Origin of the sequence: Streptomyces sp. NPDC058457, assembly GCF_042720695.1 — a bacterium.
GTDB lineage: Bacteria > Actinomycetota > Actinomycetes > Streptomycetales > Streptomycetaceae > Streptomyces.
In genome coordinates this window covers 1-21,737 of record NZ_JBHXLU010000046.1, presented here as the reverse complement: position 1 = coordinate 21,737, position 21,737 = coordinate 1, and the positions used below count along the sequence as shown (strand labels likewise).

The following is a 21,737-nucleotide window of genomic DNA, read 5'->3' as shown; positions in this document are numbered from 1 at the left end:
CGATCGGCCTTGATCGCAAATCGGCATTGGACGCAGCGTGGTCCGGTCCTGCATTCTCAGTGACATGTTCGGGCCTGTGACCGCGAGGAAGTTCGGCCGGCGTCCGGCCGACGGTGTCCGCCATGGGCGCAGCGATCATCTGACGCCCCGTCTGACGCAGTGCCGCGTCGTGGACTTCGGCAGGGTCAAGTCGACCGGCTGTCGTTGACACCACCCGTCCGCCCCGCCACCGCTCTCCGGTGAGCAACTGCGCGCAGGCCGGATCGCGGGCGACCGCCCGCACTCTCTGACACGGTTCTCCGCCCCTCCCCCGCCTCGGCGTACGACGAGGTCCGCCGCGGCCTGCCGGGGCTTCCTCATGCCGAGAGGGCCGTGCCGCCCGCCCCGCTCCGCTCACCCCACGTGGCCGGAACCTCACCCGACCCCTGGACACGGGCATGCCCATGGCCCCTGCCCTGTCCCCTTCCGTCCCGGAGAACGCCTCATGAGCTTCGCCACCGAGAGCCGGCCCTTAGCCGCGGACCTCGACCGTCTGGACGAGGTGACCGCATCGCTCGCGGCGACCGCCGCCGAGTACGACCGCACCGGCGCCTTCCCGCACGCGCCGGTCCAACTGGTCCATGAAGCGGGGCTGTTGACCGCCGGAGTGGATCCCCGGTACGGCGGGCCGGGGGCGAGCTTCACCGATGTCACCAGGATCCTGCTGGCGCTCGGCCGGGGTGACCCGTCGACGGCGCTGATCTCCGGGATGACCATCGTCCCGCACCTGCTGCAGTCCCGCAGTCCCTGGCCGCAGGAGCTGTACACGCGCGTGCTGGCCGAGTCGGCGGTACGACCCACCTTGCTCAACCACGCGCGTGCGGAACCGGAGTTGGGCTCGTCGACCCGGGGCCCGCTGCCGGCGACCACGGCCCGGCGGACCGCCGACGGCTGGTCGATCCGCGGCCGGAAGCGGTATGTCACCGGAGCCGAGGGGCTGAGCTACTTCCTGGTGTGGGCGGCGACGGACGAACCGGAGCCGCGCGTCGGCAACTTCATCGTCCCGGCCGACAGCCCCGGCATCGACATCGTGCCCACCTGGCACCAGTTGGGCATGCGGGCGACCGGGAGCCACGAGGTGGCGTTCACCGACGTCGAGATCCCCGCGGAGTACGTGCACGAACTGGCCGCGCCCGGCGCCGATCCGGCTCCCGGCACGCTGCCCGGCAGCGTCATGCTGCTGCTGTCGTCCTCGATCTACCTGGGCGTGGCGCGCGCCGCGCAGAGCTTCGTGCACACCTTCGCCCATCGGCGGGTGCCCTCCCAACTGGGCCGGCCCCTGGCCACGACGGGACGCTTCGAGCGTGCGGCGGGCGAGATCGAGACGCTGCTCACCAGTGCAGAGGAGCTGATCTTCGCCGTGGCCGGGCGGGTGGACCGGGGCGATCCGGTCCGCGGTGTCGACGCGCTGGCCGCGAAGGTCGTGGTCGTACGGCATGTCACCACCGCCGTCCACGAGGGGTTGCGGCTGCTCGGCAATCCGGGCCTCGCCCAAGAGAACCCGCTGGAGCGGCACTTCCGTGACATCCAGTCGGTGGGCGTCCACGCGCCCGGCGAGGACGCCATCCTGCCGATCGTCGGTGCGACGGCCCTCGCGGCGGAGGCACCCGATGCCTGAGCAGACCTCGACCGACAGCGTTCCGAGACCCACTCACGCCGGGGGTTCCCACATGCGTCCATCCCTGTCCGGACCCGGTCGGCAGCTCGCGGCGGCGGTGGCCGGGCTGCTGCTCCTCACCGCCTGCTCGTCCGGCGGCGACGGCACCGGCGCGTCCGGCGCCGGCAAGCCGGTCCAGGGCGGCACGCTCACCGCCGCCGTCGACACCGAGCCGGTCTCCTGGGACATCCACGCCAGCACCCAGGACATCACCGCCGAGATCCAGCGCCAGGTCTTCGACTCGCTGGTCTCCCAGGACGCCGCCGGGAAGTTCCACCCCTGGCTGGCCACCAAGTGGGAGATCTCCGACGACTACAGGACGTACACCTTCCACCTGCGCAAGGACGTGAGGTTCAGCGACGGCACCCGGTTCGACGCCGCCGCGGTGAAGGCCAACTTCGACCACATCGTGGCCAAGTCGACCAAGTCGCTGTACGCGATCAGTCTTCTGGGCCCGTACACCGGCACGCAGGTGGTCGACGCCTACACGGCGAAGGTCACCTTCTCCAAGCCGTTCGCGCCGTTCCTGCAGGCCGCCAGTACTACCTATCTGGGCTTCTACTCCCCCAAGGCGCTCAAGGCGAACGCCGGGAAGCTCGCCGCGGGCGGTGCCGCCGACGTCGGCAGCGGCCCCTTCGTCTTCAGCGGGTACACCAAGGGCCAGTCGGCGGTGCTGACCCGCAACCCGAAGTACGCCTGGGGTCCCGCGACCGCAGCGCACACCGGGCCCGCCCACCTCGACAAACTGGTCTTCCGGTTCCTGCCCACGGCCTCGGTACGCGCCGGAGCGCTGACCAGCGGTCAGGTCCAGGTGGCGAAGGCGATTCCGCCGCAGAACGTGACGACGGTCAAGGCGACCCCCGGGCTCTCGCTGATCTCCCGGCGCAACCCCGGCGGCAACTACAACCTCTGGCTCAACGGCTCGCTGGCCCCGCTCGACGACCAGCGGGTCCGCAAGGCGGTCCAGCGGGGCATCGACATCGACCAGGACGTCAAGACGGTCACCTTCGGGCAGTATCCACGGGCCTGGAGCCCGATCAGCCCCACCACCCCGGACTACGACAAGTCCCTTGAAGGCAGCTGGCCCTACGATCCGAAGCTGTCCGCACAGCTCCTGGACGAGGCCGGCTGGACCGGACGGGACGCGCAGGGCTACCGGACGAGGAACGGCAAGCGGCTCACGATCACCTGGCCGCAGCTGTCGATCCAGGCCACCCGTGAGGGCCGTGACGTGCTCGGCCAGGCCATCCAGGCCGACCTGAACAAGATCGGCGTCGAGGTCAAACGCCCGAACCTCGACCTCGGCAGCTACAACACCGAGGTCTACGGCGGCAAGGCGAACGTCATCGACCTGAGCTGGCCCCGGTTCAGCCCGGACGTGCTGTGGCTGTTCCTGAACTCCGGCAGCGCACCGGCGAAGGGCGGCATCAACGCCACCTTCATCAAGGACACCGACTTCGACAAGTGGACGGACGAGGGCCGGGCCACGCTGGACGAGAAGGTCCACGCGGACGTCTACCCGAAAGTGCAGCAGCGGGCGATCGACCTGGCCGTCGTCGTGCCCCTGTACACCCAGGTCTCCCTCGTCGGGGAGTCGAGCACCGTGAAGGGGCTCACCTTCAGCCCGAGCAACTGGCTGACGTACTACGACGCCTGGCTGGTCGCGAAGTGACGGCGGCCTCGGCGGCGAGCGGGGCCGGGCGGCCGGGCCCGTGGGGACCGGTGCGTGCGGTGCTGCGGCGTCTGGGCTCGGCGGTGGCGGTGCTGGCGGGGGCCGCCACCCTGGCCTTCGTGGCGCTCCAGCTGATCCCGGGCGATCCGGTGTCCGTCCTGCTGGGGCCCTCGAACGCCGGCTCCCCCGCCGTACGGGCCGAGATCCGCCGGGAGTACGGCTTCGACCGGCCCGTCGCCGACCAGTACCTGCACTACCTGGGCCGGCTGGTGCGCGGCGACCTCGGGCAGTCGTACCAGCTCCAGCGGCCGGTGTGGTCGCTGATCGGCGACCAGCTGTGGCCGACCGTGCAGCTCGCCGCGGCCGGGCTGGTCCTGGCCGTCGTCCTCGCGGTGCTGTCCGCGGTGGCGACGGCCGGGCGCCGGCCCGCGCTGCGCGCCCTCGCCTCGCTGTGGGAGCTGGTCGCCGCGTCCACCCCGTCCTACTGGGTGGGGATCGTGCTGCTGACGGTCTTCTCGTTCCGGTTCCGGCTGTTCCCGGTGGCCGGTGCCGACGGCTTCGCAGCACTGGTCCTGCCGGCCGTCACGCTGGCGCTGCCGCTGGCCGGTGTGCTGGCCCAGGTGCTGCGCGAGGGCCTGGAGGCCGCGCTGGAACAGCCGTTCGTGGTCACCGCACGCTCCCGGGGCGTCGGCCGGACGGCGGTTCGGCTGCGGCACGCGCTGCGGCACGCGGCGATCCCGCTGCTCACCCTGGCCGGATGGCTCACCGGCTCGCTGCTCGGCGGGGCGGTCCTGGTGGAGGCGGTGTTCGGGCGGCCGGGGCTCGGCTCGCTGGTGCTCCAGGCGGTGACCGCCAAGGACATGCCGGTGGTGATCGGTGTCGTCCTGCTGTCGGCGTTCGTCTTCGTCGTGATCTCCACCGTGGTGGATCTGCTCTACCCCGTCATCGACCCACGGCTCAGGAGTGCCTGACAGATGGCCAGTTCCCTGCTCCCCGAGGCCGGACCCGGCACTGCCGTCGCCGCGCCCGCGCCACGGGCGCGGCGACGGTGGGCCCGGCCGCTGTCGTCCATGCCGCCGGCGGTCGCGCTCGCGGGCGCGGTACTGCTGCTCGTGGTTCTGGTCGCGGTGGTACCGGGGCTGTTCACCGGCGCCTCGCCCACCGCGACCGACCCGCCGGCGGCGCTGCGCGGGCCCGGTGCCCACCACTGGCTGGGCACCGACCAGTTGGGCCGCGACCTGTTCACCCGGATCCTCTACGGCGCCCGGCCCTCGCTGCTGCTGGGCTTCGGCGCCACCGTCGTCTCGGTCGTCCTGGGGGCCGCCTACGGGCTGGCCGCCGCGCTCGGCGGGCGGCTCGCCGACCGGGTCCTGATGCGGCTCGCGGACATCCTGCTGGCGCTGCCCGCGCTGCTGCTGGCGCTCCTGGTGGTGACCGTCCTGGGCTCGGGCACGGTGAACGTGATGGCCGCCATCGGCATCGCCTTCGTGCCCGGCTACGCCCGGCTGGTACGTGCGGAGGCCATGGTGGTGCGGCGTTCCGGATACATCGAGTCGGCGGTGGCACTGGGTCTGCCACGCCGGCAGGTCGTCCTGCGGCACGTCCTGCCGAACGCCCTCGCCCCACTGCTGACCCTGGCCACCGTCGGCTTCGGCACGGCGCTGATCTCGGCATCGGGGCTGAGTTTCCTGGGCCTCGGCCCCGCCGCACCCTCGCCCGAGTGGGGGGCGCTGCTCGCCTCCGGCCGGGACTTCCTGCAGACGGCGTGGTGGATCGGGGTGTTCCCGGGAGCCGCCGTCACCGTCACCGTCATCGCCGTGAACGTGGTCGGCCGCCACGCCCAGCAGCGCTTCACCCGGAGGACCAGCCGATGACCCGCACCCCGGCGCCGCTGCTGAGCGTGCAGAACCTCGACGTCACCTTCGGCGCCTTCCGGCGCGGCGGGCCGGTCCGGGCCGTACGGGACGTGTCGTTCACCCTCGACCGGGGTGAATGCCTGGCCGTGGTCGGCGAGTCCGGGTCGGGCAAGAGCGTCACGGCCCGCACCCTGCTGGGGCTGGCCGGGACGCACGCCACGGTGGCGGCCCGGCGGCTCGACTTCGACGGCGTCGACCTGACCGCCCTCTCCGAACGCGAGTGGCGTGCCCTGCGCGGGCGCCGCATCGGGCTGGTCCTCCAGGACGCCCTGGTCTCCCTGGACCCGCTGCGCACCGTGGGTGCCGAGGTCCGGGAGACGCTGGGCGCGCACGGCCTCGCCCGGGGTGCCGAGGCGCGCGAGCGAGCCCTTGCCCTGCTGTCCGACGCGGGTATCCCGGATCCGGAGCGCCGGGCCGCCGAGTATCCGCACCAGCTCTCGGGCGGTCTGCGGCAGCGCGCGCTGATCGCCTCCGCGCTGTCCGGCGCACCGGAGCTGCTGGTGGCCGACGAGCCGACGACCGCCCTGGACGTGACCGTGCAGGCACAGATCCTCGACCTGCTGGGGCGTCTGGTCGCCGACGGGACGGCCCTGCTGCTGATCAGCCACGACCTGACCGTGGTGAGCCGGCTCGCCGACCGGATCGCGGTGATGTACGGCGGTCTGGTCGTCGAACAGGGGCCGGCCCGGGACGTGCTCAAGGATCCCCGGCATCCGTACACCAGGGCCCTGCTGACGGCGGCGCCCACGTTCGCGTCCAAGGGGAGCCCGCTGTCCGTACCGGCCCCCGGGCGGCAGGAGGCGGCAGGGCCCGGCGGCTGCCCGTACGCGGCCCGGTGCGCGGCGGCGGACACCCGCTGCCGTACCGAACTGCCGGACACCGCGGCCGGTGCGGACGGGCGTCTCACTCTGTGCTGGCACCCCGACACGCCGCCACCGGCGCCGGCCGTGCGCTGCACGGCGACCGCCCCCGTCGACCGGGACCGCCAAGTCGCCCAGGAGCAGCCGTTGTTGGAGGTTCGGGAGGTCTCCAAGCGGTTCCGGGCGCCGGGCGGCGGCTCCCATGCGGCGGTGCGCGAGGTGTCGTTCGGGATCGCGCCCGGCGAGACGCTCGGCCTGGTCGGCGAGTCCGGGTCGGGCAAGACGACCACCGCCAGGATCGTGCTGGGTCTGGTGGAGCCGGACGAGGGGACCGTACGGTTCGAGGGCGAGGCCTGGAGCGGGCTGCCCGAGCGGGAGCGCCGGGCCAGGCGGCCCCGCCTCCAGGTCGTCCACCAGGACCCGCTCGGTTCCTTCGACCCCCGGCACAGTGTGCGGCGCGTCGTCGGGGAGGCGGCGGCCAGGGCCGGGATCCCGCGCGGCCGGGCCCGCGCCGCGCGGGTCACCGAACTCCTCGGCCAGGTCGGCCTGTCCGCCCGGCTGCTGGACCGGCGGCCCGCGGAACTGTCCGGCGGGCAGCGGCAGCGCGTCGCGATCGCCCGGGCCCTGGCCACCCGGCCCCGGCTGATCGTCTGCGACGAACCGGTGTCCGCGCTGGACGTGTCGGTCCAGGCCCAGGTGCTCGACCTGCTGGCCGAGCTCCAGCGCGAACTGGGAGTCGCCCTGCTGTTCATCTCGCACGATCTCGGCGTCGTCCACCATGTCAGTGACCGGGTGATCGTGATGAAGGACGGACTGCTCGTCGAGGCCGGGCCGGTGGGTCGGATCTTCGACCGGCCCGCCCATCCGTACACGCGGGAACTGGTGGCCGCGCTGCCGCGGCCCGACCGCGACCAGGAAGGACAGGGATCACACGCATGACCGCCCACCTCGACACCGATCTGTGGATCCGGCGTTTCCATCCCGCCCCGAAGGCGGGTGCCCGTCTGGTGTGCTTCCCGCACGCCGGCGGGTCGGCCGGGTTCTACTTCGGGCTCTCCGCACTGCTCCACCCGCGGGTGGAGGTGCTGGCCGTGCAGTACCCGGGACGCCAGGAACGCCGGGCGGAGCCGCAGATCACGGACATCGAGAGCGTGGCCGCGGCGCTCGCCGGTGTGCTGGCGCCCTCCTGGGGCTCCCCGGCCGCCTTCTTCGGTCACAGCATGGGGGCGGTGATCGCGTACGAGACGGCCCGGCGGCTGGAGCGTACGACGGGCTCCGGGCCGCTCGCCCTCTTCGCCTCCGGCAGACGGGCACCGTCCACCGTCCGGCCCGCCGAGCGGCTGCACCTCGCCGACGACCGGGAGCTGGTGGCGGAGATCGTCCGCCAGGGCGGCACCCCGGCCGAGCTGTTCGACGATCCCGAACTGGTCGCGCTGGTCCTGCCCGCGGTGCGCGGCGACTACCGGGCCGTCGAGAGCCACCGGCACCGCCCGGGGCCCCCGATCACGGCCCCGGTCACCGTGCTGACCGGTCGCGACGACCCCAAGGTGACGGCCGAGGAGGCGCGCGCCTGGGATCGCCACACCACGGGCCGCACCGAGGTGCTGACCTTCGGCGGCGGGCACTTCTTCCTCCTCGAACACCAGGAACGGATCGCCGAGTCGATCCTGGCCCGGCTGTTCCCGCACGCCCCGGCCGGACCCGGACCGGCCTGACATCCGGGCCGCCACCCGGACCTCCATGGATGTCACCGACGGCGTTGACGTCCCCGGCACAGACAACGCCACCGCGACGTGGGAGATGTGGAGCCTGCTGTGGTCCTACTGGAACGTGAGAGCCAGGTGACGCGACTGCGAGAGATGCTGGCCGACTGTCTGGCGGGCAGAGGCGGCGTGGCCGCGATCAACGGGCCGGTCGCCAGCGGCAAGACGGAGCTCCTGCACGTCCTCGGCGAACACGCGGACGCGGCCGGTGCCGTGGTGCTGCACGCGACGGCCCGGTGCTCGGAACAGCAGATCGCGCTGGGCGTGGTCGGCCAGCTCTTCCGCCACCAGCACTTCTCGCCCGCCGACCAGGAGCGGGCGCTGCGCGTGCGCGCCGAGGCGACCGCGATCGCGCCGTGCGACGCGGACCTCCAGACCCACGGCCCCGCCCCCGCCCAGGTCTGCCAGGTCCAGTGGCAGTTGCTGCGCGGACTGTCGCTGCGCAGGCCGGTGGTGGTGATCGTCGACGATCTGCACTTCGCCGACTCGGCGTCCCTGGACACCCTGACCTATGTCGGGCGCCTGCTGCGCACCGACCGGCTGCTGCTCGTGGTGGCCGAACGGGACACCGTGTCCGGGTCGACGACCACGGAGCTGTCCTGGCGTACCTCCCTGGTCCGGCAACGGCACTTCACCCGGCTCCGGGTGCCGCCGCTGTCCCCCGCGGGCACCCGGGAACTGCTGACACAGCTGATCGGCCCGGTCCCCGCGGGCGGTGGCGCGGCCACGGCCTGGCACCGGCTGAGCGGCGGCAACCCACTGCTGCTTCGGGCTCTCGCGGAGGACCATCACGAGTACGCCGCCCGCCGCCCGTCCGGGACCGGGCCCGATCCCTCGGAGCCGGTCGCGGGCGAGGAGTACGGCCGGGCGGTGGACGCCTGCGTCCGCCGCGCCGGAGAGCGGTTCCGGGACACCGCCCGGGCGCTCGCGGTGCTGGAGGCCTCGGGGTCGCACCAACGGCTGGCCCAGCTCCTCGGCCGGCCGCGGGCGTCCGTGGACGAGACACTGGCCGCGATGGACGTCTTCGGCGTCCTGGACGGCGGGCGCTTCCGGCATCCGGCCGCCCGCGCGGCCGTCCTGGCTGGCATGCCCGCCGCCGAACGGGCGGAACTGCACCGCACCACGGCCCGGCTGCTGCACACGGCCGGGGAGCCCGCCTCGGCGATCGCCGTCCACCTGGCGGCGGCCCGGCACGGGCGGGAACCGTGGGCGTTCGCGGTGGCACTGGAGGCGGCACAGGACGCGCTGCGCCGCGACGACACCTCCTTCGCCGAGTCCTGCCTGGACGTGGCAGAGGAGGCCTGCGCGGACGACGACCAAAGGGTGACGGTGACCATGCTGCGCAGCCTCGTCGACTTCCGGACCGACCCCGACACCGCCTGCCGGCGGCTGCGTCCGCTGGTCGCCGCGCTGCGGGAGGGACGGCTGACAGGCTGCCAGGTCGTGGCACTGCTGGGACGGCTGCTGTGGCACGGCGGCGGCGACGAGATCACCCTCGCGCTGCGCAGCCTGGAGCAGTCCGCGGAGGGACTGGACTCGCGTTTCACCGCGGACTACCACGCGGCCCGGCAGTGGCTGCACGCCTCCCGACCACCGCTGCTGCCCCGGCCCACCGCCCGGGTCCGCCCGCGCCGGCCGGCCCCGTGGAGCACCGAGGCGCCCCGGCGGATGGCCGACGCCCTGAACCGGCTGCTGCGTTCGGGACCCGACGCGGAGACCGTGCGCGGCGCCGAACTGACGCTGCAGACCACACTGCTGGACGACACCAGCTTCGACACGATCCACCAGGCCCTGTCCGTGCTGGTCTACGCCGACCGCTGCGATCTCGCGGTGACCTGGTGCGATCTGCTGCTGCGCGAGGCCACCCGGCGCGATGTGCCCACATGGCAGGCGCTGTTCGCCGCGCTGCGGGCGGAGATCGCGATCCGCCAGGGCGACGCCCGGCTCGCCGAACAGCGGTCCCGGCAGGCCCTGGGGCTGCTGTCGCTGCGCGGCTGGGGCGTCCTGGTCGGCTCCCCGCTGGCCAGTCTCCAGCTGGCCGCCACCGCGACCGGCGCGCTCACGGACACCGGGAGCCCCGCGGTGTCGGCCCTGCCCGAGCAGCTGTTCCAGACCCGGTTCGGGGTCCAGTACCTGCATGCGCGCGGCCGCTGGCGGCTGTCGGTCAACCTGCTGCACGGCGCGCTCGACGACCTGGCCCGGTGCGGGCGGCTGATGCGGGAATGGGACATCGATCTCCCCGCGTTCGTGCCGTGGCGCGGCGACGCGGTGACGGCCCTGCTGCGCCTCGGCCGCACCGACGAGGCCCGGCGACTGGCGGTGGAGCAACTCGCCATGGTGCCGGCCACCCAGCCCCGGGCCCGTGGCATGGCGCTGCACACGGCGGCCGCCGTGGCCGACGCACGGCACCGCGCGACCGTACTGCGGGAGGCCGTGGACCTGCTGGAGGTCGCCGGCGACCGGCTGGAACTCGCCGGTGTGCTGGCCGATCTGAGCGAGGTGCACACCCGGGCCGGCCAGAGCGGCCGGGCCCGGATGGTCTCCCGGCAGGCCCTGGACATCGCCGAGGAACACGGTTTCGCCCCGCTGACCCGACGGCTGACGGCCCGGGAGTCGCCGCCCTCCGAACCCGAGCGCGGTGCGGGCCGGGTCGGTGTGCTGAGCAGTTCGGAGGCGCAGGTGGCGTCGCTCGCGGTGGCCGGACTCTCCAACCGGGAGATCGCCGAACGGCTGTTCATCACCGTCAGCACCGTGGAACAGCATCTGACGCACACCTATCGCAAGCTGCGCGTCAAGGGCCGGGCGGACCTGCCGCTCGGCCTGCTCGGCCCCGACCGGCAGGAGGCGGCAGGCGCGGTTTGACAGCGCCCCTTCGGGGCGCTGGGGGTACCCCCAGCCGAAGGCTGGGGGAGGAACTGCGCGAGCGGCCACGACGAACCCGCGGCCGCCCGACGGCAGGTCACGGCACCTCCGGCGGAGCCACCAGCGGCAGCCCGAGCAGCTCACGCAGGGTGCCTGCCTCGTAGGCGGTCCTGAACACGCCCCGGGACTGGAGTTCGGGTACCAGCTCGCGGGTGATCGCGGTCAGGTCGTGGGGCAGCGCGCCCGGCCGCAGCCGGAACCCGGACAGGCCTGCTCCCTGCCACTCCAGGAGCAGGTCGGCGAGTTCGGCGGGGGTGCCGACGGCGATGTGGGCGTCGGAGGCGTACGCGTCGCCGTGTGCCGCGTCCAGGCGTGCCTTGCGCTCGGCGGCCCGGCCCGGGGCGCCGTCGAGGAAGACCACCACGTCCGCGAAGACGTGCACCTCCTCGACCGCGCGTCCGGCGGCGGCCTGCGCGGCCCTGATCTCCTCGACGGTCGCCCGCGCCTCCTCGGTGCTGTGCGGGGTCACCGAGACCACGTCGGCGGCGCGGGCCCCGTACCGGTACGGCAGGCTGATGTGCGCGAGGGTGAAGACCAGCGGGTGGCCCTGCGGGGCGCGGGGGGCCAGTGCGGGTGAGTCGACGGTGAGCCAGTCGCCGGCCGTTCCGCCGAGCGGCTCGATGTCGGTGAAGCTGCCGGCCGGGTCGGGATCGGCCGGCGCGAACCGGTCGGGCGCGAGGTCGCGCAGTGCCTTCTCGTCGTCGACGCCGTCCCACAGGGCGCGTACGACGCGCACCAGGTCGGCGGCGCGTTCGAAGAGTTCGGCCATCGGCCCCTGCACCTCTGGGGTGAAGATGTCGGCGATGACGATGGGGCGCGCGGGCGTCACCTGCGTCCGCCACCCGGCCCGGCCGGCGCTGAGCCGGTCCAGGGTGGCGATGGCCCGCGCGATGTGGGCGGGCTGGGCGTGGTCGACGACGCCGGTCGGCACCAGACCGATGTGTTCGGTGCTCCCGGCGAGGGCCGCGGCGACCAGCAGCGCGTCCAGCCGGTGCGCGACATGCCCGGTGGGGCGCTTCGGCGGGTCCTCCAGGGTCACGAAGTCCAGCAGTCCGCGTTCAGCCTCCCTGACCAGGCCGGCCCAGTGCGCCAGACCGTAGAGGTCACCGTCCGGGGCCTCGGGCCCGGCGCCCGCCGCGGGGTGCCAGCCGACGGTGTCCAGGGCGACGGCCAGGTGCAGCGGCTCAGGTGGGGTCATCGTGATCCTTCTCTTCTCTCAGGTGCGGATGGTGCGGTGCAGAGAGCGGGGCGGTTCAGGAGGCGAGGCGGTTCAGGAGGTGGGGCGGCCGAGGGTGCCGAGCCACTTCTCGACGGCGGCGGCGGTGGTCGCCGAGTGCTCCTCCAGGACGGAGAAGTGGTCGCCGGGCACGTCCGCCGTGGTGTGCGGCAGCCGCCAGAAGGCACGAGTGTCGAGCGAGGGGTCGGCCGGCGTCCCGGACAGCGGCTCCTCGGCCCGCAGCAGCAGGGTCGGGGCGGCGACCGGGCGGGGCTGCCAGGGGCCGAAGGTGCGCAGGTAACTCCCCATCGTGGTGAGGCCGTTGTCGCTCAGTCCCAGTTCGAACGCGTCGAAGCGGTCGACCATGCCGTTGATCATGGCGGGCATCCACCACTCCATGCCCGGGAGGGCGGCGGTGTCCATCGGATAGGTGTCGACCATGGCCAGCCCCACCGGAGGTGTGCCGCGCCGCTCCAGTTCGACGGTCACGGCGTGCGCGACACAGCCGCCCAGCGAACGGCCCAGCACCGCGAACGGCCGCTCCCCCACGAGCCGTTGGACCGCGTCGGCCTGCATCGCGACGAAGGTGTCCGCGGTGTCCGGCAGAGCGCTGTCCTCCCCGTACCCGGGCGCGGGCACCGCGAACACGTCCCGTAGTCCGTGCAGAGCCTGCCCGAACCGGGCGTACTCGTGCGGCCCGGACAGCGCGGTGAGCGCCGGGAAGCAGACCAGTGCGACCGGGGCGGCACCGTCGGCCAGGACGACCGGCTCGACGGCGTTGCGGGCGCTGTCCGCCGTGCCGAAGGTGTCGCGCAGCCGGGAGGCGGCCACGATCACCTCGGTGGCCGCGGTGATCTGCTGGGCGGTGCACAGCCGCAGGTACAGGGTGGTGAGCGAGCCCTCGTGCCCCGCCTCTGTCGCGTCGGGTTCCGGCCGTGCGCGCAGCAGTTCGCCGAGGTGCCCGGCCAGGGCGGCCGGGGTCGGGAAACGGATGGTGAGGGCACCGCCGAGCGGCAGCCCGGTCGTACCGGCCAGCCGGGCGCGCAGTTCGACGGCGGAGAGCGAGTCGAGTCCGGCTTCGACGAACGGCCGCTCCGCCGCGACCGCCTCGGCCGTCGTATGCCCGAGGGCACCCGCCGCGTGGGTCCGTACGAGGTCGAGCAGTCGGGCGCCGAGCGCGGGCCCGGACAGCCGCGCGTGCCGCTCGGCCCAGCCGGGGCCGGGTTCTGCGGGCGGCGGACCGGGCAGCACCGGGGCGTCGGTCGTGCTGCGGGTCACGGTGGTGTCGAGCCAGTGGCGCTGCCGCTGGAAGGCGTAGGTGGGCAGTTCGACCTGGCGCGGGTCGAGGCCCTCGAAGGCGGCCCGCCAGTCCACCCGCACACCGTCGGCGTGCAGCTGTCCCAGCGCGGTCAGCAGCGTCGCCGCCTCGGGGCGGCCCGCGCGCAGCACGGGCGCGAGGACGGTCGGCGGAGCCGTGCCGGGACCCTCCTCGGCGAGGACGTCACCGACCATCGCGGTGAGGATCCCGTCGGGCCCCACCTCCAGGAAGCGGGTCACGCCCTGGGCCCGCAACTCCCGTACGACGTCGAGGAACCGGACCGGGCTGCGGGCGTGGTCCGTCCACTGGTCGGCGGACCAGGTCTCCCCGTCCCGCACCGGGGCGCCGGTCAGGTCGGAGACGATCGGCAGGGCCGGGTCGCGGTGGTGGACCGCCTTGGCCGTGCGGCGGAACTCCTCCAGCATGCCGTCCATGCGGTGCGAGTGGAAGGCGTGGCCGACCCTCAGCCGGGCCGTTCTGCGCCCCTGCGCGCGGAAGCGGGCCGCGAGGGCGAGGACCGGCTCCTCGTCGCCGGAGACGACCACGGAGCGGGGGCCGTTGACCGCGGCGAGCGCGACGGTCGCGGCCGCCTCGCCGCCCAGTGCCGCGGCGGCCTCCTCCTCCGTCGCCTCCACCGCGGCCATCGCGCCGCCGGCCGGCAGCGCCTGCATCAGCCGGCCGCGGGCCACGACCAGGTGGGCGGCGTCGGACAGCGTGAGCACACCGGCGGCATGCGCGGCGGCCAGGCTCCCGACCGAGTGTCCGGCGACGACGTCGGGCCGTACGCCCCAGGACGCCAGCAGCCGCAGCAGTGCGACCTCCACGGCGAAGAGGGCGGGCTGTGCGTACTCCGTACGGCCGAGCAGCTCGCCGTGTGCCTCCGACAGGACGGCCTCCCGCACGGCGGGGGCGGGCCGGTCGGCGCGGTGCCGCTCGAGTTCGGCGGTCACCTCGTCGAACGCCCGGGCGTAGGCGGGGAACCGCTCGTACAGCTCCCGGCCCATGCCGGTCCGCTGGCTGCCCTGCCCGGTGAACAGGAAAGCCGTCCGTCCCGCCGCCCTCGGCGGTCCCCCGGCTGCGGTCCGCGGCACGCCGGGCGAAAGGGTGCCCTCGGCCAGGGTCTGGAGTTCGGCGAGAGCCTCGTCGCGGTCACCGGCGACGACGACCGCGCGATGGTCGTGCGTGGCCCGTGTGGTGGCCAGTGACCAGGTCACGTCGACCGGGTCGAGCTCCGGACGCTCCCGCAACAGCTCGGCCAGCCGGGCCGCCTGCTTCCGCAGTGCCGCCGCCGAGCGGGCGGAGACGAGCCAGGGCAGCGCACCCGGCGAGGCCGTGTGGCTCTCGGTGTCGTCGGCTGCCGGTGCCTGTTCGACGATCACGTGGGCGTTGGTGCCGCTCACCCCGAACGCGGAGACGCCGGCCCGGCGGGGACGGTCGGCGTCCGGCCATGGGCGGGCCTCGTCGAGCAGTCGTACGCCGCCGCCCGCCCAGTCGACGTGCGGGGTGGGCTCTTCGGCGTGCAGGGACCTGGGCAGGACGCCGTGGCGGATCGACTGCACCGCCTTGATCACCCCCGCCACCCCGGCTGCCGCCGCCGTGTGCCCGATGTTGGACTTGAGGGAGCCGAGCCACAGCGGCCGGTCCGCGGGCCGGTCGCTGCCGTACGCCTCCTGGAGGGCCTGGACCTCGATAGGGTCGCCGAGGGTGGTGCCGGTGCCGTGTCCCTCGACCAGGTCGACGTCGTGCGGGGACAGGCCGGCGTCCGCGAGCGCCCGCCGGATCACCCGTTGCTGAGCAGGGCCGTTCGGGGCGGTCAACCCGTTGGAGGCACCGTCCTGGTTCACCGCCGTACCGCGCACCACCGCCAGCACCGGATGCCCCAGCCGCCGCGCGTCCGACAACCGCTCCACCAGCAGCAGCCCCACGCCCTCCGCCCAGCCGGTGCCGTCGGCCGAGGCGGCGAAGGCGCGGCAGCGGCCGTCCGGCGACAGTCCGCGCTGCCGGGAGAACGCCACGAAACCCGCCGGGGTGGACATCACCGTCGCGCCGCCCGCGAGCGCGAGGTCGCACTCCCGGGACCGCAGCGCGCGAACGGCCAGATGCAGGGCCACCAGCGACGACGAGCAGGCCGTGTCCACGGTCACCGCCGGACCCTCGAACCCGTACGTGTACGACAACCGGCCCGACGCCACACTGGCGAGGTTGCCGATGCCCAGATACCCCTCCAGCTCGGCCGGCACCTGGTCGAGACGGGTGTGGTAGTCCTGTCCCGCCAGGCCCACGAACACGCCCGTGCCGCTGCCGCGCAGCGTGCCGGGAGCGATCCCGGCACGCTCGAAGGCCTCCCAGGAGGTTTCGAGCAACAGGCGTTGCTGCGGGTCCATGGCCAGCGCCTCGCGCGGCGAGACGCCGAAGAACTCCGCGTCGAAGTCGGCCGCGTCGTACAGGAAGCCGCCGTGCCGGGCGTAACTGGTGCCCGGCCGGTCGGGGTCGGGGTCGTAGAGGGCTTCGAGGTCCCAGCCGCGGTCGTCGGGCCAGGGCGCGACGGCGTCGCCGCCGGCGGACACCAGGTCCCACAGGGCGTCGGGCGAGGCGACCCCGCCCGGCAGCCGGCAGCTCATGCCGACCACGGCGACCGGCTCGCGCAGGGCCGACTCGACCTCGTGCAGCCGGCGTTGTGCCTCGCGGCTCTCGCCGAGCGCGCGCTTGAGATAGCGGCGCAGCTTCTCCTCATCGGCCACGGACGGCCACCTTTCGCATCGCCTGCTCGTCGTGCATCACGCCTCGCTGTCCATCAGCTCGAAGAGTTCGTCGTCGGTGGCCGAGTCCAGGTCGAGGTCGCCGTCCTCCTGCCGCGGCCGGGCGTCGGCGCCCCAGCGCGCGGCCAGCGCACGGATCCGGGCGACGAGTTCGAGCCCGTCGGGGTCGGTGGGCGGGGCGCCGGGCACGAGCCGCTCCAGCAGGGCGAGCGCGTCCCGCGCCGGCCCCTGGTCCGCCGCGCCGGCGGCGGGGAGCAGGGTGGCCAGGTGGGCGGCGAGCGCCGCGGGCGTCGGGTGGTCGAAGACCAGGGTCGCCGGCAGTCGGCGGCCGAGGGCCGTGGCCAGCCGGTTGCGCAGGTCCACGGCGGTCAGGGACTCCAGGCCGAGCTCCTTGAACGCCCGGTCCGCGCCCACCTCTTCGAGGCCGTCGTGCCCGAGCACGTCGGCGGTCTGCCGGCGCACCAGGTCGAGCAGTGCCCCGATCCGCCCGGCGGGGGCGAGGGCGGTGAGCCGGACCGTCAGGTCGGCCCCGGCCCCGGTCCCGATCTCGGTCTCGGGATCCGTCTTGTCCTCGGCGAGTGCGCTCGTACCGGTGAGCCGTGCGGTGGGGGCCGGTCCCGCGTCGAGCCAGAAACGCCGTCGCTGGAAGGCGTAGGTGGGCAGTTCCACCCGGCGCGGCGCGAGCCCGGCGAACGCCGGCGACCAGTCCACCGGTACGCCACGGGCGTGCACGACGGCGGCCGAGGCGAGGAAGCGGTCGAGGCCGCCTTGGTCCCGGCGCAGGGTCTCGGTCACCACCGCGTCCGGGGCGGCTTCGGCGTCGAAGGTGTCCTGGATGCTCGCGGCCAGTACGGGGTGCGGGCTGACCTCGACGAAGACGGTGTGGCCCGCCGCCACCAGATCGCGGACGACGGGGGCGAACCGCACGGTCTGCCGGATGTTGCGGTACCAGTAACTCCCGTCCAGCTGCAGGGGGTCGGCGAGTTCGGCGGTGACCGTGGAGTAGAGGGGTACGCGGCCCGCGCGCGGGGTGACGAAGGCGAGCCTGTCGAGGAGTTCCGTCTTCGCCTCGTCGATCACCGGGGAGTGTCCTGCGACGGTGGCCGCCCTGATCCGCCGGGCGCGTTCACCGTGCTCCTCGCAGACGGCGAGGAGTTCCTCCAGGGCCGCCTCGTCGCCCGCGACCACGGTGGCGGACGGCCCGTTGACCGTCGCCACCGCGAGCCGGCCGGGCCAGGCCGCGAGGCGCCGTTCGGCCTCGTCGAGGGGCAGGGCCAGCGAGACCATGCCGCCCTTGCCGACGAGACCGGCCAGGATCCGGCTGCGCTCCACGACGATCCGCGCCGCGTCGTCGAGGGTGAGGATCCCGGCCACGCAGGCGGCGGCGACCTCGCCCTGGCTGTGCCCGACCACCGCGTCCGGCCGTACCCCGTACGACTCCCACTGCGCGGCGAGGGCCACGAGTACGGCCCACAGGGTGGGCTGGGCCACGTCGACGCGGTCCAGGGTGGGCGCGCCCGGCAACTCGCGCAGGACGTCGGCCAGCTCCCAGTCGACGAGGGGGGACAGGGCCCGCGCGCAGTGGTGGATCCGTTCGGCGAAGACGGGAGAGGAGTCCAGCAGGCCCTGTGCCATGCCGGCCCACTGGGATCCGTGCCCGGGGAAGACGAAGACCGTCCGGACGCCGTCGGCGGCGGCGCCCGTCACGACGTTCCCGGCCGGTTCGCCGCGGACCAGGGCGCCGAGGCCCTGGACGGCGGCGTCGCGGCCGACGGCGACCACGACCGCGCGGTGCTCGAAGTGCGACCGCTCGGTGCGGAGGGCGTGCGCGATGCCGGGGTGGTCCGCCGGTTCCGCCGCCTCCGCCAGGGCGAGCAACCGTCCGGCCTGGGCCGCGAGGGCGGCCGGAGTCCGTCCGGAGAGCACCCAGGGCAGCGGCGGGGTCCGGCCGGCTGCGGCCTGCTCCGCCAACCGGGTCTCTTCGACGGGCTGTTCGAGGATGACGTGCGCGTTGGTGCCGCTCACCCCGAACGACGAGACACCGGCCCGGCGCGGTCGTCCGGTTGCCTCCCAGGCCTGTTGCTCGGTCAGGAGCCGTACCCCGCCCGCGGCCCAGTCGACGTCCGGTGACGGTTCGTCGACGTTCAGGGTCTTGGGCAGTACGCCGTGCCGCATGGCCTGGACCGTCTTGATGACCCCGGCGACCCCGGCGGCTGCCTGGGTGTGCCCGATGTTGGACTTGAGGGAGCCGAGCCACAGCGGCCGGTCGGCGGGGCGCCCTCGGCCGTAGGCGGCGACGAGTGCTTCGGCCTCGATGGGGTCGCCGAGGGTGGTGCCCGTGCCGTGTCCCTCCACCACGTCGACGTCGTGCGGGGACAGGCCCGCGGCGGCCAGCGCCTGCCGGATGACGCGCTGCTGGGCAGGGCCGTTCGGAGCGGTCAGCCCGTTGGAGGCACCGTCCTGGTTCACCGCCGTACCGCGCACCACCGCCAGCACCGGATGCCCCAGCCGCCGCGCGTCCGAGAGGCGCTCGACGACCAGCAGCCCGACGCCCTCCGCCCAGCTGGTGCCGTCTGCTGCGGCGGCGTAGGCCTTGACCCGGCCGTCGGGGGCGAAGGCGCGGTGCCGCGAGGTGGCGACCATGCCCGACGGCGAGGCCATCACCGCGACGCCGCCGGCGAGCGCGAGGTCGCACTCGCCGGACTGCAGGGCCCGTACGGCCAGGTGGAGTGCGACCAGCGACGACGAGCAGGCCGTGTCCACGGTCACCGCCGGGCCCTCGAACCCGTACGTGTACGACAGACGGCCCGACGCCACGCTGGCGGCGCTGCCGTTGTGGAGGTAGCCCTCCAGCTCCGGCGGGAGTTCGTGCAGGCGGGAGGCGTAGTCGTTGTACATGACGCCGACGAAGACGCCGGTGCCGCTGCCGCGCAGCGTGCCGGGGGCGATCCCGGCCCGTTCGAAGGCCTCCCAGGAGGTTTCGAGCAGCAGACGTTGCTGGGGGTCGGTGGCGAGCGCCTCGCGCGGCGAGATGCCGAAGAAGCCCGCGTCGAAGTCGGCCGCGTCGTGCAGGAAGCCGCCGTGCTGGGTGTAGGTGCGGCCGGGTCGGTCGGGGTCGGCGTCGAAGAGTGCCTCGTTGTCCCAGCCGCGGTCGGTGGGCCAGGGGGTGATGGCGTCACCGCCGGCGGAGACCAGGTTCCACAGGTCGTCGGGGGAGGCCACCCCGCCGGGCAGCCGGCAGCTCATGCCGACGATCACGACCGGGTCGTCGGCCGCCCGGACCGGATCGGCCGCGGCGGCCGGTGCGGCGGCCGCCGCGACGGTCTCCCGCCGCTCTCCGGCGAGTTCGGCGATCTCGGTGAGCAGGAAGCGGGCCAGGGACCGTGGGGTGGGATGGTCGAAGACCACGGCGGGTGACAGGCGCAGGCCGCTCGCCGTGCCCAGCCGGTTGCGCAGTTCCACGGCCGTCAGCGAGTCGAGGCCGAGGTCCTTGAACGCCCGGTCGGCGGCGATGCCGCTGCGGTCGTCGCGGCCGAGGACCGTGGCCGCCTCCGCGCGGACCAGCTCGACCAGGAACTCCTCGCGGGCCGCCGGGTCGAGGGCGAGCAGCCGTACGGCGAGGTTGGTGTCGGACTCCTCCGGCGCGGTGCGCGCGGCGGGCCGCCGGGTGCGCACCAAGTCACGTAGGACAGGTGGGAGTTGGGTCGGGTCGGCGCCCTGGCGCAGGGTGACGGGGACCAGCAGCGGGTGGTCCGTGGCGCCGGCGGCGTCGAAGAGGGCCAGACCCTCGGGGGTGGTGATCGGGCGAGCTCCGTGGCGGGCGTTGCGGCGATGGTCCGTTCCGGCCAGATGGCCGGTCAGGTCGCTGCTCTCCGCCCACAGTCCCCAGGCCAGGGAGGTGGCGGGCAGGCCGAGGGCGCGGCGGTGTGCCGCCAGGGCGTCGAGGAAGGTGTTGGCGGCGGCGTAGTTGGCCTGGCCGGGGACGCCGAGGACGCCCGCGGCCGAGGAGAACACGACGAACTCGGTGAGGTCCGCGTCGCGGGTGAGTTCGTGCAGGTTCCAGGCCGCGTCGGCCTTGGGGCGCAGTACGGTGTCCAGCCGGCCGGCGGTCAGGGCGGCCAGGACGCCGTCGTCCAGGGTGCCGGCCGCGTGCACGACACCGGTCAGCGGACGGTCCGCGGGGATGGCATCGAGAATGGTCCGCAGGGCGTCCCGGTCGGCCGCGTCGGCGGCGGCCACGGTGACGGTGGCACCCAGGCTGGTGAGTTCGGCGGCGAACTCCCGTGCACCGGGCGTACCCAGGCCCCGGCGGCCGGTCAGCAGCAGGTGCCGTACGCCCAGGTCGGTGACGAGGTGCCGGGCCACCAGCCGGCCGAGCAGGCCGAGGCCGCCGGTCACCAGGACGGTCCCGTCGGAGGAGGCGAACCGCCAGGTCCGGGTGGCGGACGCGGTGGCGGGCAGCAGGCGCGGGACCAGGGCGCGGCCGTCCCGGAGGGCGAGTTGCGGCTCCCCGGCGGTGTCGGCCGCGGAGACGGCGGCGGCGAGCGGGCCGGCATCCCGGTCGGGATCGTCCGTGTCCACCAGGAGCAGGCGGCCGGGGTGTTCGGACTGTGCCGAGCGCAGCAGGCCCCAGATCCCGGCGGTGGTCAGGTCCGGTGCCTCGCCGTCGACGGACACCGCGCCGGTGGTCAGCACGGCCAGCCGGGTGCCGTCCAGTTCGGGGCGGGCGAGCCAGTCCTGGACGAGGGCGCGGACCCGGTCAAGGGTGGCCCGGGCGCGGGTGGGCAGGGAGGCGTCCGGTTCGGTGCCGGGTGCGCCGGCCGGTACCGCGTACCAGACGGTGTCCGGCACCTCCCGTCCGGCGCGGACCGCTGCCGCGAGGGTGTCGGGACCGCCGAGGTCCGCCAGCGACGGCAGCGGCTCGGCGCCCCGCGCGCGGTCGTGGTCGGGCTGCGGCTCCGTGCCCCGGGGCTCCGTGCCCCGCTCGCCGGCCCTCTCCGGCAGCGCGAGCGGGCGCCACCCGAGCCGGTACAGCGGGGCGGCGGTACCGGCCCCCGCGGCGAGTTGTCCTGCCGACACCGGCCGGTACACCAATGAGCCGACCGACACGACCGGGGCGCCGCCGGGGTCGAAGGCGTCCAGGGAGAGCCCGCCGTCGGCGGTGGGGGTGAGCCGGACCCGCAGGGTCGTGGCGCCCGAGGCATGCAGCCGGATCCCGCTCCAGGCGAACGGCAGCAGGGCCTGCCCCGGCTCCGGGCCGGCCGCCGGGTCGAGCCCGGTGGCGTGGAAGGCGGCGTCGAGCAGCGCCGGGTGCACCCCGAACTCGCCCGCCGCCGCTCGCTCTTCGGGGTCGAGGCCGACCTCGGCGAAGAGTTCGGCGCCGCGTCGCCAGGCGGCCCGCAGGCCCTGGAAGCGGGGCCCGTAGCGGACGCCGGACGCGGCGAGCCGGTCGTAGAGGCCGTCCGGGGCGAGCCCGGTCGCCCCGGACGGCGGCCAGTCGCCGAGCGGGCGCGGGGCTGTGGCCGAGCGGGTGAGGAAGCCCGTGGCGTGCCGGGTCCAGTCGGTGCCGTCCGGTGCGTCCTGCGGCCGGGAGTGGTCGGTCAGCGCGCGCCGGC

Annotated in this window: 10 protein-coding genes; 7 read left to right on the top strand and 3 right to left on the bottom strand. The window is 74.6% G+C overall.

Annotated features, from left to right (window positions below; translation table 11 throughout):
* Positions 1–484 precede the first annotated feature (484 nt).
* From ACFWPS_RS30400 to ACFWPS_RS30370, 7 genes are all read left to right on the top strand, one after another.
* Complete coding sequence (locus tag ACFWPS_RS30400) at positions 485–1,657, top strand: acyl-CoA dehydrogenase family protein (protein ID WP_383710521.1); 1,173 nt, start codon at positions 485–487, stop codon at positions 1,655–1,657.
* A 52-nt stretch (positions 1,658–1,709) separates the two neighbouring features.
* Positions 1,710–3,368 (top strand): ABC transporter substrate-binding protein, encoded by a 1,659-nt coding sequence (locus ACFWPS_RS30395; RefSeq protein WP_383710518.1) that lies wholly within the window; start codon positions 1,710–1,712, stop codon positions 3,366–3,368.
* Positions 3,369–3,427: 59 nt separating this feature from the next.
* Positions 3,428–4,339, top strand: coding sequence for an ABC transporter permease (locus ACFWPS_RS30390; protein WP_383710516.1), 912 nt, complete (start codon positions 3,428–3,430; stop codon positions 4,337–4,339).
* Between the two features lie 3 nt (positions 4,340–4,342).
* Entirely contained in the window at positions 4,343–5,242 is a 900-nt protein-coding gene (locus ACFWPS_RS30385) for an ABC transporter permease (RefSeq protein WP_383710513.1), read from the top strand.
* Complete coding sequence (locus ACFWPS_RS30380) at positions 5,239–7,083, top strand: dipeptide ABC transporter ATP-binding protein (protein WP_383710511.1); 1,845 nt, start codon at positions 5,239–5,241, stop codon at positions 7,081–7,083. Before ACFWPS_RS30385 ends, ACFWPS_RS30380 begins: the two co-directional genes overlap by 4 nt.
* On the top strand, positions 7,080–7,859 hold the full coding sequence (locus tag ACFWPS_RS30375; RefSeq protein WP_383710509.1) for a thioesterase II family protein: 780 nt from the start codon (positions 7,080–7,082) through the stop codon (positions 7,857–7,859). Before ACFWPS_RS30380 ends, ACFWPS_RS30375 begins: the two co-directional genes overlap by 4 nt.
* Positions 7,860–7,937: 78 nt before the next feature.
* Complete coding sequence (locus tag ACFWPS_RS30370) at positions 7,938–10,769, top strand: ATP-binding protein (protein ID WP_383710506.1); 2,832 nt, start codon at positions 7,938–7,940, stop codon at positions 10,767–10,769.
* Between the two features lie 97 nt (positions 10,770–10,866).
* Here the strand turns inward: ACFWPS_RS30370 and ACFWPS_RS30365 are convergent, their stop codons facing one another.
* The 3 genes from ACFWPS_RS30365 to ACFWPS_RS30355 form a co-directional block, all read right to left on the bottom strand.
* Positions 10,867–12,027, bottom strand: a complete 1,161-nt coding sequence (locus ACFWPS_RS30365; RefSeq protein ID WP_383710503.1) for an LLM class flavin-dependent oxidoreductase — start codon at positions 12,025–12,027, stop codon at positions 10,867–10,869.
* Between the two features lie 72 nt (positions 12,028–12,099).
* A complete protein-coding gene (locus ACFWPS_RS30360) occupies positions 12,100–16,104 on the bottom strand; it encodes a type I polyketide synthase (RefSeq protein WP_383710501.1) in 4,005 nt (1,334 codons plus the stop codon).
* 36 nt (positions 16,105–16,140) lie between these two features.
* Positions 16,141–21,737: SDR family NAD(P)-dependent oxidoreductase (locus ACFWPS_RS30355; RefSeq protein WP_383710499.1), on the bottom strand; the 5,597-nt coding region annotated here is incomplete at its 5' end.